Raw genomic sequence first — 15,667 nt, forward strand, 5'->3', positions numbered from 1 at the left:
CATGGCAAAAGTCGGATTCATCGGATTGGGCATCATGGGTTCGCCCATGGCGGAGAACCTGCAAAAGGGCGGTCACAAGCTCTACCTGCATGACCAGAAAAATCCCCCCGCAGCGCTGATCGAGGGCGGCGCCACCGTCTGTACCTCGGGCGCAGAAGTGGCCAAGCGCGCCGACATCATCATCGTGATGGTGCCGGACACCCCGCACGTGGAAGCGGTGCTGTTCAGCAAGGGCGGCGTCGCCGAAGGCCTCTCCGCCGGTAAGATCGTGGTCGACATGAGCTCGATCTCGCCGATCGCCACCAAGGGCTTCGCGCAAAAGATCAACGCATTTGGCTGCGAATACCTGGACGCGCCGGTCTCCGGCGGTGAAGTGGGCGCCAAGGCGGCGTCGCTGACGATCATGGTCGGCGGCAATGAGTCGGCGTTCAATGACGTCAAGCCGCTGTTTGAACTGATGGGCAAGAATATCACGCTGGTCGGCGGCAATGGCGACGGCCAGACCACCAAGGTCGCCAACCAGATCATCGTGGCGCTGAACATTCAGGCCGTGGCGGAGGCATTGCTGTTTGCTTCCAAGGCTGGTGCGGATCCTGCGCGCGTACGGCAGGCGTTGATGGGCGGGTTCGCCTCGTCACGCATCCTGGAGGTGCATGGCGAGCGCATGGTTAAGCGCACCTTCAATCCTGGTTTCCGGATTGAGTTGCATCAGAAGGATTTGAATCTTGCCTTGCAAGGGGCGAAGGCTTTGGGTGTGAGCTTGCCTAATACGGCTGCTACTCAGGAGTTGATGAATGCTTGTGCGGCGAATGGGATGAGCGGGTTGGATCATTCGGCGTTGTGCCGGGCGATTGAGTTGATGTCGAATCATGAGATTGCCAAGGGCTGATCTGGTCGGCTGTTCCGGCTGATCGGCTGGTCGTTGCTGACGCTGTTCGCTCTTCGATCAAACCTGCCGGGCCCGGCAGGGTTGATCGAAGAGAGACCAAAATCAATTGCCACCGACCGAGAGTCGGAACAAAAGGAAACAACAGCATGCTGAACAACCCACGCCAATTCCTCCTCGACCTCTACACCGCCGCCGTCTCCGCAGTAAGCGCAGAAAAATCCCTCCCGACATTCCTGCCCGAACCGCCAAAGCAAGGAAGAACCATCGTCATCGGCGCAGGCAAAGGCGCAGCAGCCATGGCCAAGACCGTGGAGCAGCACTGGCCCGGAAAAATATCAGGACTGGTGGTCACGCGATACGGCCACGGCGCCGACTGCAAACAAATCGAAGTCGTCGAAGCTTCCCACCCAGTACCGGATGAAGCCGGCAGAAAAGCCGCCGCCCGCATGCTGGCGATGGTGCAAGGCCTCACCAAAGACGACCTCGTCCTCTGCCTGATCTCCGGCGGCGGCTCCGCATTGCTGGCATTGCCCGCCGAAGGCATCACCCTCGAACAAAAGCAGGCCATCAACAAAGCCCTGCTCAAAAGCGGCGCCAACATCTTCGAAATGAACTGCGTCCGCAAACACCTCTCCGCCGTCAAAGGCGGGCGGCTGGCGCTGGCCTGTGCGCCGGCGCGCGTGGTAACGCTGATGATCTCGGATATCCCCGGTGACGATCCCGGCATCATCGCCAGCGGCCCGACACTACCCGACGCCACCACCTGCGCCGAGGCATTGGCGGTGCTGCGCAAATACAAGATCGAGATCCCACCCTCGGTGCAAGCGCATCTCGAGTCCGGCATCGGCGAAACCCCCAAGCCCGGCGACGCGCGTCTCAAGACGAATGAGCACCACGTCATCGCCACCGCCCAGCAAGCCTTGCAGGCAGCGGCGACAGCTGCGCGCGCAGCCGGCGTCACTCCCTACATCTTGTCCGACGACATGGAAGGCGAAGCGCGCGACATCGGCCTGGCGCACGCCGCCATCGCAAGACAGATCGCCCAATACGACCAGCCGTTCAAGAAACCCTGCGTGCTGATTTCCGGCGGTGAAACCACCGTCACGGTGCGCGGCACCGGTCGCGGCGGACGCAACGCGGAATTTCTGCTCAGCCTCGCCAACGCCCTCAATGGCGCACCCGGCATGCACGCGATCGCCTGCGATACCGACGGTATCGACGGCTCCGAGGACAACGCCGGTGCCGTCTATCAGCCGGACTCAATGAAACGTGCCGAAGAACTCGGTCTGAATCCCAAGGCGCTGCTGGAGAACAACGACGGCTACGGCTTTTTCAGCGCGCTCGGCGACCTCGTCGTCAGCGGCCCGACGCGCACCAATGTCAATGACTTCCGCGCCATCCTGATCCTTTAAGAAATTCCCGGCATCGACGCCGTATACCAACGACAGCAACAGCAGCAACAACAGCAACACCACCAAGGAGACCGTCCATGCGACGTCAACGCCAGGCAAAAATCGTAGCCACGCTCGGCCCCGCCAGCGCCACCAAAGACATGATCAAGGCCTTGTTCGAAGCAGGCGCCGATGTGTTCCGCTTCAACTTCAGCCACGGCACCCACGCCGACCATCATGCGCGCTTCGAGATCGTGCGCGCGGTCGAGCGCGAAGTCGGTCGGCCGATTGCCATCCTCGCCGACCTGCAAGGTCCCAAGCTGCGCGTCGGTCAATTCGCCGACGGCAAGGTTCAGTTGGAAGCAGGGCAAGAGTTCGTGCTTGACTGCGACACTACGCCAGGCGACACCACGCGCGTCTGCCTGCCGCATGCCGAACTGTTCGAGGTCATTGCCGCCGGCCAGTCGCTGCTGCTCGACGACGGCAAACTGCGCCTGCAGGTGCTGGACAGCGACGGCCAACGCATCCGCACGTGGGTCATCAACGGCGGCGCCTTGTCCGACCGCAAGGGCGTCAACGTACCCGATGCCGTGCTGCCGATTCCCGCGCTGACCGAGAAGGACAAGCGCGATCTGTCCTTTGCACTGGAACTCGGCGTCGACTGGATTGCATTATCTTTCGTCCAGCGTCCGGAAGACGTGCACGAAGCCCGCGCCCTGATCAACGGCCGCGCCGCCGTGCTGTCCAAACTGGAAAAACCCGCGGCCCTCGACCGCCTCGACGAAATCGTCCAGGCCTCCGACGCCATCATGGTCGCGCGCGGCGACCTCGGCGTCGAGCTGCCGCCCGAGCGCGTGCCCGGCACGCAAAAGCGCATCCTGCGCGCCTGCCGCCAGCAGGGCAAGCCGATCATCATCGCTACCCAGATGCTGGAATCGATGATCACCAGCCCGGTGCCGACGCGCGCCGAAGTCTCCGACGTCGCCAGCGCCATCTATGACGGCTCCGACGCCGTCATGCTGTCTGCCGAATCCGCCAACGGCAGCTATCCGTTGCAAGCGGTCGCCATGATGGACCGCGTCATCGGCGAAGTCGAACGCGACCCGCTTTACCGCAACATGATCGACGCCCAGCAGGAAACGCCGCAGTCCAACAGTTCCGACGCCATCTGTTCAGCGCTGCGCGACGTCACGCGCATCGTCGGCGCCACGGCCACCGTGACCTACACCAGCTCCGGCCACACCAGCCTGCGCGCTGCCCGCGAACGCCCGATGGCGCCGATCCTGAGCATTACACCGAAGATTGCAACGGCACGAAAACTGGCACTGGTGTGGGGCGTGCATTCAACGATCAGCGACCAGATCCACAACGAAAGCGAGATGGTCAGCGCGGCATGCCAAACGGCATTGAGGGAAGGATTTGCGAAGAAAGGCGATCAGATCGCCATCACCGCCGGCATGCCTTTTGGGCAGCCGGGGAGTACTAACTTGTTGCGGTTGGCGCAGGTGTAACGGACTCGGATTTAAAGGGCTACACAAGAAACCGTCCGGCAGAGCCTGATCCTGTCAGGCATGTCATTCAATCGGTACGTCGCCCTTTCGATCCGCGAATGGACTTCCTATGCCTTGATATCGTCGATGCCCCAGACGTCCTTTATGACGCCTAGCAACGTACTGACGCCGACATCGCTGGAACAGCTTTTCAGATAAATGAAAGACAAGGCGCAGTGCTGTTCTATCTTGTCCCAGATGACCAGCTCCCCTTTCCCTTGTGCTGCCATGGCGACGTCGTTACGCAATAGGCACAGACCGACACCCATCTTGACCAGACTTGCCATGGAAGATTCTTGGTCCGCTTCCGCTACGGTCGTCTGCTCCCCCCCGTATTCCTGAAACATCTCCCGCACCAGGCGATGCTGCGAACTATACACCGGCGTACCCACCCAAGGCATGGCAGCAATCTCTCGCCAGCCTGCTTCAGCGATTTTTCCAGCCCAAGTGGGCGGCGCTACGACCAGATAGGTCAGCGTGCTCAATCGCAACGTGCACATGGCCGGATCATCGACTTCACCAAGATAGAAACCGCAGTCCAGTTTGCGTGCGGCGACCTGCTCCATGATGAAGCCGGAAATACCATGCGCCAGCCTGATTTCCATTTTCGGATAAAAGCTGACAATGTGCCGCAAGAGCATTCCGAGACGGATATAGTCCGGATCGATAATGGTCCCCAGGCGTACCGTTCCAGCCACCTCTCCTTGCATCTTCCTGGCCGTGTTGACCAGATCAACGGCATTGCTGAGAGTCTTGCGCGCATGCTCCAGCAGAAGCTCCCCCGGCTTGGTGATCGTCATGCCGCTGGAAGTACGCTCGAAGAGCGTCACGCCGAGTTCTTCCTCAAGGGCCTTGACTTGCTTACTGACGGTCGGCTGTGTGAGATTCAGGATCTCAGCGGCACGCGTCAAGTGACCTGTGCTGGCAACGGTCAAGAAAGCGCGAAGTTGATAAATTTCCATGGTATGGCGTCGCTGGTCGGAAACATAAAACAACTGGGATGCGAGGAAAAATCTGCTACAGCTTGGGATTGTAAACACAAAACAAATGCAGGGGCAGCGGCCGGCGTCATGATATTTCCTGAATCGCGAAAGCTGGGCTGCCCGCAAAATAAAAAAGGCGCTTGCTCTCCTGAACGCAAGCGCCAAGACCAATAGATTGCATGACAAATGATGCGCTTACCGGTCGCGCACACGTCATGCTACGTGCGGATCGTGACTCGCCTGACGACGTGGTCCTTGGGCCTTGGCCTGCCTGTCAGCGCCGATGAGGGAACGCCTTGCTGCCGGCGTAGCCGGCGATATCGCGCAGCTCTTCCTCGATACGCAGCAACTGGTTGTACTTGGCCATGCGGTCCGAACGCGACATCGAGCCGGTCTTGATCTGCAGCGCGTTGGTGCCGACGGCGATATCGAACATCTGTCCAGCCCGGTCACCGGCGGCGGCGTGCCGGCCGACCGCATCCAGCAATTATTCATGCTGGCGGTGCTGGAAGGGCAGGAGACGCCGGACGCCATCGTCGGTTTTGCGTGGCGGCACATCTCCGCCGGCGGCAAGAAGATCGTGCGCGACGGCGTGCGGCTGGAGGACGAGCAAGACAACCTCGATGAGCTGAGCCTGCAGGCGCAGCGTTTCTTCGTCGAGCGGCTGCCTTTGCTGCAGGCCTTGCAGGTGATCTGATGCAGCGGAATTTCCCGATGGAAATGCGGGAAATCTCGAATCTTTGCAAGGTCTTGCGGCAATTGCGCCAGCCAAACTCGGGTACCATTGAACCGGTTTCCGGACTGGATCGAACGGCATTTCCGAGAAGAAAAATATTTTGAACAATCTGTGGCGAGTCAAATGGACGCTCAAGGCCAAGGTCATCATGGTCGTGGTCGCTGCCGTCCTCGTGACGACGGCGGTGATTGTCGCCGTTTCGCTGACCGTCATGAAGCGCGACATCAAGGCGCTGATCGGCGCGCAGCAATACACGACGATCAAGATGATCGCCACCGCCCTCGACGAGAGCTTCCAGACGCGCCGCATCACCCTGCGTTCGCTATCGCAGGGTTTGCCCCCGGCAGCGCGGCATGACCCGCACCTGCTGCAGGTCTACCTCGCCAGCCACACCAGCCTGACCGAGCTGTTCTTCAATTTCTCGGTGTTCGGCGCCGACGGCCAGCTGCTCGCCAATTTCATCGACACCAACGCCATCGGCCGTTTCAACGTCGCCGACCGCGAATACATGCAGCGCACCCTGGAACAAAAGCGCGGCGTGATTTCCGAACCGCTGCGCAGCCAGATATCGAAGCGCGCCATCGTGCTGATGACCGAGCCGGTGTTCGACGACAGCGGCAACATCGTGATGGTGTTCGTCGCCAGCATCGATTTGCAACAAGCCAATTTCCTCGGCCAGTTCACCAACATCAAGGTCGGCAAGACCGGCTTCATCTACATCATCACCTCCAAGGGCGTGATCGTCGACCACGCCGACAAGGCGCGCATCCTGCAGCATGTCGACAGCGCCGGCGGCAAGAGCGGCGGCACCCAGCAGGCGCTGGCCGGTTTCGAAGGCAGCATGGAAGGCCTCAGCCGGAGCGGCCAGCCCGCGCTGTTTTCGTTCAAGCGCATGCAGACGGTGGATTGGATCATCGGGTCGATCTATCTGCAGAACGACGCTTTCCAGCCGATCCGCGACATGCAGGACAAGGCCTTGCTGCTGTCGCTGGTGATGGCCGTTCTGGCCGGCTGGCTGGCCTGGCTGATCATGTCGCGCCTGATCGATCCGCTGCACCGGCTGCACGGCCACATCCAGAAAATCCGCAGCGCCAAGACCTATGACGAAGTGCCGCTATCGTATCGGGAAGACGAGATCGGCGACCTCGGCAGCGCGTTCAATTCCCTCATGCGCGAGCGCAAGGATGCCGAGATGGAGCTAGACCAGGCGCGCGTCAATCTGGAAAGCATGAACAAGGCGCTCGAACGGCTGGCGCTGGAGGATGATCTCACGGGCCTCGCCAATCGCCGCCAGTTCGATCTCAGCCTGCAGGAAGAATTCAGCCGCGCCATGCGCAACGGCAATTCGCTGGCGCTGGTGATGATCGACGTCGATCACTTCAAGCAATACAACGACATTTACGGCCACCTCGCCGGCGACCAGTGCCTGCGCAAGGTCGGACGCGTGATCAAGGCGCAGCAGACGCGTCCCGGCGACCTGATGGCGCGCTACGGCGGGGAGGAAGTGGGCATCCTGCTGCCCGGCGCCGACGAGGCCGGCGCGATGGCGGTGGCCGAACGCATCCGCATGGCGGTGCGCCAGCTCGGCCTGCTGCATGAAGGCAACGAAGCAGGCATCGTCACCATCAGCGCGGGCGTGAGCGCGTTCGTACCGATCCGCGACGTCGACGCGCCCGACAAACTCATGCGCGCCGCCGACAAGGCGCTGTATCTCGCCAAGGCGCAGGGCCGCGATCGCATCTGCAGCAGCAGCGATTTGCCGGCCTCGTCCTGATTTCAGTTTTTCTTGTATTGGCGGGTGATCTTCTTCGCCAGGTCGAGGAAATTCTTTTCCGCCGGCGAGATGCTGGCGGTACGGCTCACCAGCGTGATCGGCGCCACCAGCGTCGGCCTGGCGTCACGGATGCGGCAATACACCACGCTGTCGCGATGGAAATCCTTCATCGATGCCGGCACCACCGAGATGCCGCCGCCGGCCGCGACCAGGCTGATGTTGGTCAGCATGCGTTCGACTTCGGAGGCAATGTGCGGCGTGAATCCGGCGTTTTCGCACGCTTCGATCAGGCGTGAATACATGCCCGGTGCGCCGTGTCTCCGGACCAGAATGAACTGTTCGTCTGCCAGCGCGCGCAGCGATACGGTCGGCATGTCGCCTGTCTGTTGCTTGCCGAGCAGCGCATGTCCCATCGGCAGAATCAACAGCATTTCTTCATCCAGCAATTGCAGGAAGCCGATGCCGCGCGGCTGGCTGACCGGCGCGCGCAGGAAGCCGAGGTTGACCTTGCCGTCTTCAATCTCTTCGGTGAGTTCGGCGGCGTTGCCTTCGCGCAGGTCGAGATGCACGCCGGGGTAGGCATCGCGATAGGCGCGGATGATGCCGGGGATCAGCGGATGCGCTGCGGCCGAGCTGGTGAAGCCGATCACGATGGTGCCTTCGAAGCCTTGCGCCGCGCGCGCCGCCTTGGCTGACGCCAGTTCGACGCTGCGCAGGATGGCTTTGGCTTCCTGCAGGAAAGCGGCGCCGCCGGCGGTCAGTTCGGCGCCTTTCGGGTGGCGGCGGAACAGGTCGAAGCCGAGTTCCTTTTCCAGCATCCTGATCTGGTGGCTTAGCGGGGGTTGCTGCATCTCCAGCCGTTCGGCGGCGCGCGTGAAGTGTTGTTCTTCGGCGACTACGAGGAAGTAGCGGAGGTGGCGGAGTTCCATTGTTGTTATCTCTTTTGGGTTTGGAAGTCTGGATGTGAATACATTTTACATCTGCTGTTCTGCTCCGACTTCGCTGTTCTGGGTAGCTTATTTGTTTCTCTCTTCGGACGGCCGGGGTTGCCGGGGGCGGCCCGGCAGCCGCTCACTTTCTTTGCTTCGCCAAAGAAAGTAAGCAAAGAAAGGCGACCGCGATTCGTCGCCTCGCTGCGCGGGGTTCCCGTTGGTGACGTGCTCAAATCGGGAAGGGAAACAAACTCGCTTCGCTCAAACAAGTTTCCCTTCTTTTTCCGATTTGAGCACGTCACCAACGGCGACTCATAAGCGGAACTTCTTTTTCGGCTCGCTTCGCTTTGCCTTGGGGGGCTCGCCTGCGGCATCGTGATTTCTTTCTTCTTATACTGCCTGCTTCCGCTTGTGCACCACCAATCCCATCAAGCGGTTGTCGCGCCAGCGCGAGCGTTCTTCCAGTTGATCGGCTTTGAGGACCTTGCGCCGTTCGTCTTCGATCTGTTTTAGCGTCGCTGCATCCCATTCATTGGGCAACTGCGTCTTGGCGACGTCGCGATACGTGTGGCCGTAGCGTTTGGCGTAGTCGATCACGCCTTCCGGGGCATTGAGATCGATGGTTTCGAACGGGCCCATGAAGGACCAGCGCAGGCCGAGGCCGTCTTTCAGTACCTTGTCGAGGTCTTCCGAGGAGGCGTAGCCGTTTTCGTACAGGTTCAGCGCTTCGTTGAGTACCGCGCCCTGGATGCGGTTGAGCAGGAAGCCGGTGATTTCCTTTTTCAACAGTACCGGAGACTGGCCGGCGCGGGTGTAGATGTCGTGGGCGCGCTTGACGGTTTCTTCCGACGTCCACGGCGCAGGCGCGAGTTCGACCAGGGGAACGAGGTAGGGTGGATTCACCGGGTGGGCGACCAGGATGCGGTGGCGGCCGGGGAGGTGTTCCGAGAACTCGGAGGTGGGGATCCACGACGTCGAGCTGGTGAGGATGGCGCCGGGTTCGGCCAGCTTGTCCATCTCGGCGAAGATCTGGCGTTTGACTTCGACGGTTTCCTTGACGTTTTCCTGCACCAGTGCAGCGCCTTTGAGCGCTTCCGCCAGGGTCTTCGCGGGCTTGATGCGCGCCAGCACCACCTCGGGTGTTTCCGTGATCAGGCCATGCCTGGCCAGGTCGCTGATGTTGTCGTGCAGGAGCTTGGTGCAGGCGCTGAGCGCTTCCGGCACGGCGTCGTAGATGGCGACGCTGCAGCCGGCGCGGGCGAAGACGATGGCCCAGGCGCGGCCGATCAGGCCGGCGCCGATGACGGCGATTTTTTCATTCATGGTGTCTCCTTGAATGGATGTCGAATGGATGTTGCTAACCGAGATGCTCGACATTACCGCAGACCGACAAACTCTGCCCGCTGATGGCGGAACCAGCCGGCGAGCAGATGTAGATGATCTGATTGGCGATGTCTTGCGCTGTCACCATCTTGCGCATCGAGACCTTGGACAACAGGCGCTCGCGCATCTCTTCGTGGCCGATGTTGTACGACGCCGCCTTGGCGGCGATCACGCGCTCCTGGCGTTCGCCGGCGACGATGCCCGGCAGGATGGCGTTGACGCGGATGTTGGACGGGCCGAGTTCCATCGCCCAGCTTTCGGTCAGGCCGATGACGCCGAACTTGGAGGCGGAGTAGGGCGTACGCAGCGGAAAGCCGAGACGGCCGGCCGCCGACGAAATGTTGACGATGGAGCCGCCACCGGCTTTCTTGAGCAGCGGCACCGCGCGGCGCGTGCACAGGAAAGGACCGGTCAGGTTGACGGCGATGGTCTGGTCCCAGGCCGACAATTCGGTTTCTTCTACCTTGGCGGTCGGGCCGGCGATGCCGGCATTGTTGACCAGCACGTCAAGCGTGCCCCAGCGTTGCGCCAGTTCGGCGAACATGGCGTCGACCTGCTGCTCGCTGGCGACGTCGGTCTTGCTGTAGCTGACCGGTGCGTTGGCGAATTGCTTGCGCGCGCTGTCGAGGAAGTCGTCGCTGACGTCGCAGATGTGGACGTGCGCGCCGGCTTCGACGAAGGAGGCGGTAATGGCCAGGCCGATGCCCTGGGCGCCTGCGGTGACGACGACGCGTTGATCTTTCAAACTGGTGTTCATGTTGGTCCTTGTTGCTTGGGTAAAAAATGAATTGAAAACTACAGCCAGAGAATCTGTTTGCGGTAAGTCAGGTCGGTCAGCAGCGGTTCGGCCGGACCGGTGTGGAAAACCGCGCCGCGTTCCAGTGCGAACACGCGGTCGGCCAGCGCCAGCACCAGGTCGAGGTTGTGCTCGACGATGACGATGGAGACTTCGCGGCGCAATTGGTCGAAGACGGTGAACAGCTCTTGCACCACGGCCGGTGCGAGACCTTCGAAGGGTTCGTCCAGCAACAGCAGCCTGACATTGCCCGACAAGGCGCGCGCCACCGCCACCATCTGCTGCTCGCCGCCGGAGAGGAAGTCGGCCGGCGTGTGCAGGCGCTCTTTCAGGCGTGGGAAGTAGTGCAGGATTTTTTCTTCGCTCCAGGCGATGCCGTTGGAGCAATCCGTCTTGCGCGCGAGCCGGCCTAGCGAGAGATTTTCCGCCACCGTCATGCCGGCGAAGAGGCCGCGCCCCTGCGGCACGTAGCCGATGCCAAGGCGCGCAATCTCGGGTGCGCTGAGACCGGCGATGTCCTTGCCGTGGTAGCGGATCGCGCCTGAAGCGGGCTTGAGCAAACCGGTCAGCGCTTTCAACAGCGTCGACTTGCCGGCGCCGTTGCGGCCGAGCAGGGCGACGATTTCACCTTCGCGCACTTCCAGCGTGGCGTCGTTGAGGATGTGGCTCTTGCCGTAGAAGGCGTTGACCTTGTCGAAGGCCAGCAACTGCGGACGTTCCTGCGCATCGCCGGCGACGCGTCCGGTGACCTGCGGCGTACCGGTGCCGGTGTAGATCTCTTGCACGCGCTGGTCGGCGCGCGCCTGGTCGGGCGTACCCGACATCAGCACGCTGCCCTGGTTCATGACGGTGACCTGTTGCGAGAAGCCGAGCACGCGATCGATGTCGTGTTCGACGATCAGCACCGGGATATTTTCGGCAATGATCTTCACCAGGCGCGATACGCGTTCGCGCTCGGCGGCGGCGAGGCCGGCCAGAGGTTCGTCCATCAGCAGCACATGCGGCTTCGATCCCAGCGCGATGCCCAGATCGACCAGGCGCTGGCCGCCGTAGGACAGCGCGCCGCCTTCGATCAGGTCGATGCCCTTGAGTCCGAGGAAGCGCATCAGCTCGTCGGTTTCGGCGTGGATCTCGGGATAGCTGTCGATGTCCTTCCACATGTTGAAGCGCGAAGCGTGGCGCGCCTGCAAGGACAGCCGCAGGTTTTCGTAGATGCTCAGGCCCTTGAACAGGTTGGTGATCTGGAACGATCGCGCCAGGCCGCGCTGGCAGATTTGCCCCGGCGTCAGGCCCTGGATTTCTTCGCCGTTCAGTTTCACCGTGCCGTGATTGGGCACGAACATGCCGGAGATCAGGTTGAAGGTCGTGGTCTTGCCTGCGCCGTTGGGGCCGATCAGCGCGTGGATCTCGCCGGCATGCAGATCGACCTGCGCGCTCTTGACCGCCTGGATGCCGCCGAAGCGGATGTCAACGTCCTTGACCTCCAGTACCAGCCCATCTTGCCGTGGCGGTTGCAGGAACGCAGGCAAAGGCAGGCCGTCGACGATCTGGCGCTGGCTCATCGCGGCGCCGACTTCGGCCGGTGGACGCAGGCGCCGCTTGATCTGTTGCCAGATGCCGACCAGCCCGGTGGGCGAGAACAGGATGAAGCCGACGAAGGCGAGGCCGAACCACAGCAGCCAGTTCTCGGTCCAGATCGACAGGCATTCACGGAACAGGATGTAGAACAGCGCGCCCAATGCCGGGCCGAGGAAGCTGCGCATGCCGCCGATCACCACCATCGCCAGCAACTCGCCGGAGAACGCGACCGAGGTCGGTTCGGCCGAGGCGAAGCGGTGGTGGAAGGCCAGCAATGCGCCCGCCAGGCCGGTCACGCTGGCCGATACGATGAACATGATCAGCTTGTAGACGATGGTGCTGTAGCCCTGGAAACGCGCGCGCTGCTCGTTCTCGCGGATCGCCACGATGGTGTGGCCGAACGGCGAGCGGATCACGCGTTGCAGCACGTACAGCACGATCAGCGCAATCACGCTGACAAACACCAGGAAAGGAAGCGACTTGTCCAGATCGATGCCGGCCACGACCGGCCGCACCACATTGCCGAGTCCCGATTCACCCCCGGTGAAATCGGTCCAGCGGAAGGCAATCGCAAATGTCAGCGCCGACAAGGCCAGCGTCAGCAGCGAGAAGTACACGCCGCGCCGGCGCAGGATCAGGAAACCGACAATCGCCGCCGATACGGCGATGAAGGCGATCGTGAACAGCATGGGGGCGACGATCTGGCCGGGGAACCAGTGCTTCTGCGACAGCGCCGCCGCATACGCGCCGACGCCGAACCAGGCGCCGTGGCCGAACGAGGTCAGGCCGGTGTAGCCGACCAGCAGGTTCAGGCCCATCGCCGCGATGGCGTAGATGACGACGTCGGTGGAGGACGACATGGTCAGGCCGAGCAGTTGCAGCAGGATGGGAACGATGATCAGCGCCAGTGCGCCGACCAGCAGGGATTGATATTTATTGTAAGGATTGTGCATGTCCGCTCTCATTCAAAACGTTCGATGCGTTCGCCGAGGAGACCGCGCGGACGGAAAATCAGGACCAGCAACATCAGCAGGTACATCGACGCTTCGCCGGCCGGCGCATAGAACTGGATCGTGATGCCGCGCACCACGCCCACCAGCAATGCGGCCAGCACCACACCCCAGAAGCTGCCGAGTCCGCCGATGACCACCACCACGAAAGCGGCGGTCATGATTTCCGCACCCATGGCGGGATGTACGCCGGAGATCGGCGCGAACAGCACCCCGGCCAGCGCAGCGAGGCCGACGCCGAGCATCACGATGGCGGTCATGTAAGGCTGCAGCCTGATGCCGAGCACCGCGACCATGTCCGGCTTTTGCACGCCGGCGCGCACCACGCGGCCGAATGACGTCTTGTTGAGCAACAGCCAGATCAGCGTCAGCGCGGCGATGACCGCCGCCAGCATCAGCAGGCGGTATTTGGAATACATGAAATCGCCGACCATGATCTGGCCCTTGAACGCCGGCGGGATCGATGCCGGCAGCGGCGACGCGCCCCAGAAAATGCGGATGACCTGTTCCGCCACCATCGCCAGCCCGAAGGTCAGCAGCAAGCCGAGGATCGGATCTGCCGAATAGAAGCGGCGCAGCAGGAAGCGTTCGAACAGGATGCCGATCAGCGCCACCAGCAAGGGCGAGATGATCAGGGCGCCGGTGAAGCCGAGGTATTTGGTGATCTCCACCGCGAGGTAGGCGCCGATGGCATAGAAGGCGCCGTGCGCGAGATTGACCACGCCGCCGAGACTGAAAATCAGCGACAGCCCGAGCGCGATCAGCAGGTAGTACCCGCCGACCAGCAGGCCGTTGAGGATTTGTTCCAACAGGAAAACGATTTGCATTGCTGCTCCGGAGAGGGCGTACGGGAAAAGCGAGCGAGTTCCGAAACCATCGGTCGCCGCCGCGGCTTTCACCGCAGCGACGGCGACGGACTACCCGGTTCAGGTAAAGGTGCAGGCGTTCTCTTGCATGGTCGGCGCCAGGACTTCCAGCGACTCATTCGGTCCGGGTACTGAAGCCCCCAGCAGCATGAAGTCCCATTTGTCCTTGACCTGCGCCTTCGGCTTCGGCGTGACGGTGTACATCTCTTGCAGCAACTGGTGATCCCAGGCGCGGTAGACGCCTTTGCGCGCTTTCAGCACATCGACCTGCGCGCCTTTTTCGAAGTAGTCGATCAGTTTGGCGGTGTCGAGCGTCTTGGTCTCGGTGATCGCCTGCACGATCGAGCGGAAGGCGACATATTCGCCCCATGCCTGGTTCTCCGGCGGTTTGCCGAATTTCTTGGTGAAGGCGGCGACGAAGGCCTTGGCCGATGGCGCGTTGACGTCGTGGTGCCAGGTGGTCGGCCAGGTGCCGGCGAAGTTGTCGGCGCCCGCACCCCATGCCACGGCGGTATCGAAACCGAAACCGGCAATCGGGAAAGGCAGGCCGAACTCCGAGTATTGCTTGATGAAGTTGGTGATCTGGTTGCCGGCGAGGTTGGAGATGACGAGGTCCGGCTTGGCCTGGCGGATCTTCAGCAGGTAAGGGCTGAAATCGGTGGCGTCGGTCGGCACCAGCTCATCGTTGGCGATGGTGCCGCCGTTGGCCGAGACGAAGGATTTGGCGGCGCGCAGCAGGTCGTGGCCGAAAGCGTAGTCGGCCGACAGGGCGTACAGCTTCTTGCCCTTGATCAGGTTGTCGTGCAGCAGCGAGCGGCCGCAGGCCTTGACGTAGGTCGAGTTGGCGGCCTCGATGTGGAACATGTACTTGTTGCAGCTCTTGCCGCGCAGTTCGTCGGAGTTGCAACCGGTATTCATGAACAGCTTCTTGTTGCGCTGTGCGACTTGCGCGATGCCCAGCGCCGAGGCGGACGAGATTTCGCCGATCAGCACCGCGGCGCCGTCGCGTTCCAGCAGGCGTTGCGCCTTGGAGGAGGCGGTCGGGGGATTGACCGAATCTTCCGAGATCAGCGTCAGCTGGCGACCCAGCAGGCCGCCGGCCTTGTTCTGTTCTTCCACTGCCAGCGTGATGCTCATGACTGCGTATTCGCCCAGCGGGCCGAGGAAACCGGTGCGCGGGGTCAGGTGGCCGATGATGATTTTGTCCGACTGCGCCCTGACGATGGCGGGGAAGCCCATTGCCGAGGTGGCTGCGACGGTGGCGCCGGCTTTCAGTACGGTGCGACGGCCAGGCGACAGGATCTTGCTGCGATCTTTGCTCTGTTCTTGCTCCATGGTACATACCTCCTAAGGGTCCGGCGCAAGCCGGGTGTCTCGATGAAAAGCCGGTGGCGGCGACGGACTGCCGCTACGACTTGTTTTCTTATTGAGTGCCGCCGGCAAGCAGGACAAGACGGGAAATGATGGGAAAAAATGACGCCATTGTTGGCGTCGACCCGCTTCGCTTCCATCTCATGATTTTTGCAACAGCCTCTTTTTTATGTCATTTATTTGACATGTGATCAAATGTATTCGATAGAATTGGGATGTGTCAATCGGCGATGCAGCACGCTTGGACAAGTCTGCGGCGCAGGACATCGCCTTGAAAAAGTGCGTCCCGACAGCGCATCAAACCGCCGCAGACGCGCGGCAGTACTGCATTTGGGGACAAGGACGGAGGATGGTGACTGCTATAATTCGCGCAATTTTGAATAACCGACGCATTTCATCGGCACGGAT

Annotated in this window: 12 protein-coding genes and 1 pseudogene; 5 read left to right on the top strand and 8 right to left on the bottom strand. The window is 61.7% G+C overall.

Features of this window, described 5'->3' with window-relative positions:
* Nucleotide 1: 1 nt before the first annotated feature.
* The 3 genes from glxR to pyk all read left to right on the top strand — a co-directional run bounded on the left by glxR (nucleotide 2) and on the right by pyk (nucleotide 3,791).
* Nucleotides 2-889, top strand: a complete 888-nt coding sequence (glxR, locus tag F506_RS08810; RefSeq protein ID WP_053196693.1) for a 2-hydroxy-3-oxopropionate reductase — start codon at nucleotides 2-4, stop codon at nucleotides 887-889.
* A gap of 146 nt (nucleotides 890-1,035) precedes the next feature.
* Nucleotides 1,036-2,301: a glycerate kinase type-2 family protein gene (locus tag F506_RS08815; RefSeq protein WP_053196695.1), complete on the top strand. Its 1,266-nt coding sequence runs from the start codon at nucleotides 1,036-1,038 to the stop codon at nucleotides 2,299-2,301.
* Between the two features lie 77 nt (nucleotides 2,302-2,378).
* Nucleotides 2,379-3,791, top strand: a complete 1,413-nt coding sequence (pyk, locus tag F506_RS08820; RefSeq protein WP_053196698.1) for a pyruvate kinase — start codon at nucleotides 2,379-2,381, stop codon at nucleotides 3,789-3,791.
* 107 nt (nucleotides 3,792-3,898) lie between these two features.
* Here pyk and F506_RS08825 read toward each other — a convergent pair whose 3' ends face one another.
* Entirely contained in the window at nucleotides 3,899-4,792 is an 894-nt protein-coding gene (locus tag F506_RS08825) for a LysR family transcriptional regulator (protein WP_144424023.1), read from the bottom strand.
* 295 nt (nucleotides 4,793-5,087) lie between these two features.
* Nucleotides 5,088-5,291, bottom strand: a pseudogene (eno, locus tag F506_RS08830) (phosphopyruvate hydratase); the annotation flags it as partial.
* Here eno and F506_RS08835 point away from each other — a divergent pair.
* Nucleotides 5,277-5,510, top strand: coding sequence for a hypothetical protein (locus F506_RS08835; protein ID WP_200907721.1), 234 nt, complete (start codon nucleotides 5,277-5,279; stop codon nucleotides 5,508-5,510). The pseudogene eno and the gene F506_RS08835 sit on opposite strands and share 15 nt — an antisense overlap.
* 139 nt (nucleotides 5,511-5,649) lie before the next feature.
* On the top strand, nucleotides 5,650-7,323 hold the full coding sequence (locus F506_RS08840; RefSeq protein WP_053196705.1) for a sensor domain-containing diguanylate cyclase: 1,674 nt from the start codon (nucleotides 5,650-5,652) through the stop codon (nucleotides 7,321-7,323).
* 2 nt (nucleotides 7,324-7,325) lie between these two features.
* Here F506_RS08840 and F506_RS08845 read toward each other — a convergent pair whose 3' ends face one another.
* The 6 genes from F506_RS08845 to F506_RS08870 form a co-directional block, all read right to left on the bottom strand.
* Entirely contained in the window at nucleotides 7,326-8,252 is a 927-nt protein-coding gene (locus tag F506_RS08845) for a LysR family transcriptional regulator (protein ID WP_053196707.1), read from the bottom strand.
* Between the two features lie 393 nt (nucleotides 8,253-8,645).
* The gene (locus tag F506_RS08850) at nucleotides 8,646-9,632 is read right to left on the bottom strand and encodes a 3-hydroxyacyl-CoA dehydrogenase (RefSeq protein WP_327063302.1); all 987 of its coding nucleotides are present in this window, start codon (nucleotides 9,630-9,632) and stop codon (nucleotides 8,646-8,648) included.
* Nucleotides 9,613-10,395, bottom strand: coding sequence for an SDR family oxidoreductase (locus F506_RS08855; protein WP_053196710.1), 783 nt, complete (start codon nucleotides 10,393-10,395; stop codon nucleotides 9,613-9,615). The genes F506_RS08850 and F506_RS08855 overlap by 20 nt, the downstream gene beginning before the upstream one ends.
* Before the next feature lie 38 nt (nucleotides 10,396-10,433).
* Nucleotides 10,434-12,965 (bottom strand): branched-chain amino acid ABC transporter ATP-binding protein/permease, encoded by a 2,532-nt coding sequence (locus F506_RS08860; RefSeq protein WP_053196712.1) that lies wholly within the window; start codon nucleotides 12,963-12,965, stop codon nucleotides 10,434-10,436.
* An 8-nt stretch (nucleotides 12,966-12,973) separates the two neighbouring features.
* A complete protein-coding gene (locus tag F506_RS08865) occupies nucleotides 12,974-13,849 on the bottom strand; it encodes a branched-chain amino acid ABC transporter permease (RefSeq protein ID WP_053196714.1) in 876 nt (291 codons plus the stop codon).
* A gap of 99 nt (nucleotides 13,850-13,948) precedes the next feature.
* A complete protein-coding gene (locus tag F506_RS08870; protein WP_053196716.1) occupies nucleotides 13,949-15,223 on the bottom strand; it encodes an ABC transporter substrate-binding protein in 1,275 nt (424 codons plus the stop codon).
* Between the last annotated feature and the right edge of the window lie 444 nt (nucleotides 15,224-15,667).

Source organism: Herbaspirillum hiltneri N3 (assembly GCF_001267925.1).
Taxonomy (GTDB): Bacteria; Pseudomonadota; Gammaproteobacteria; order Burkholderiales; family Burkholderiaceae_D; genus Herbaspirillum; species Herbaspirillum hiltneri.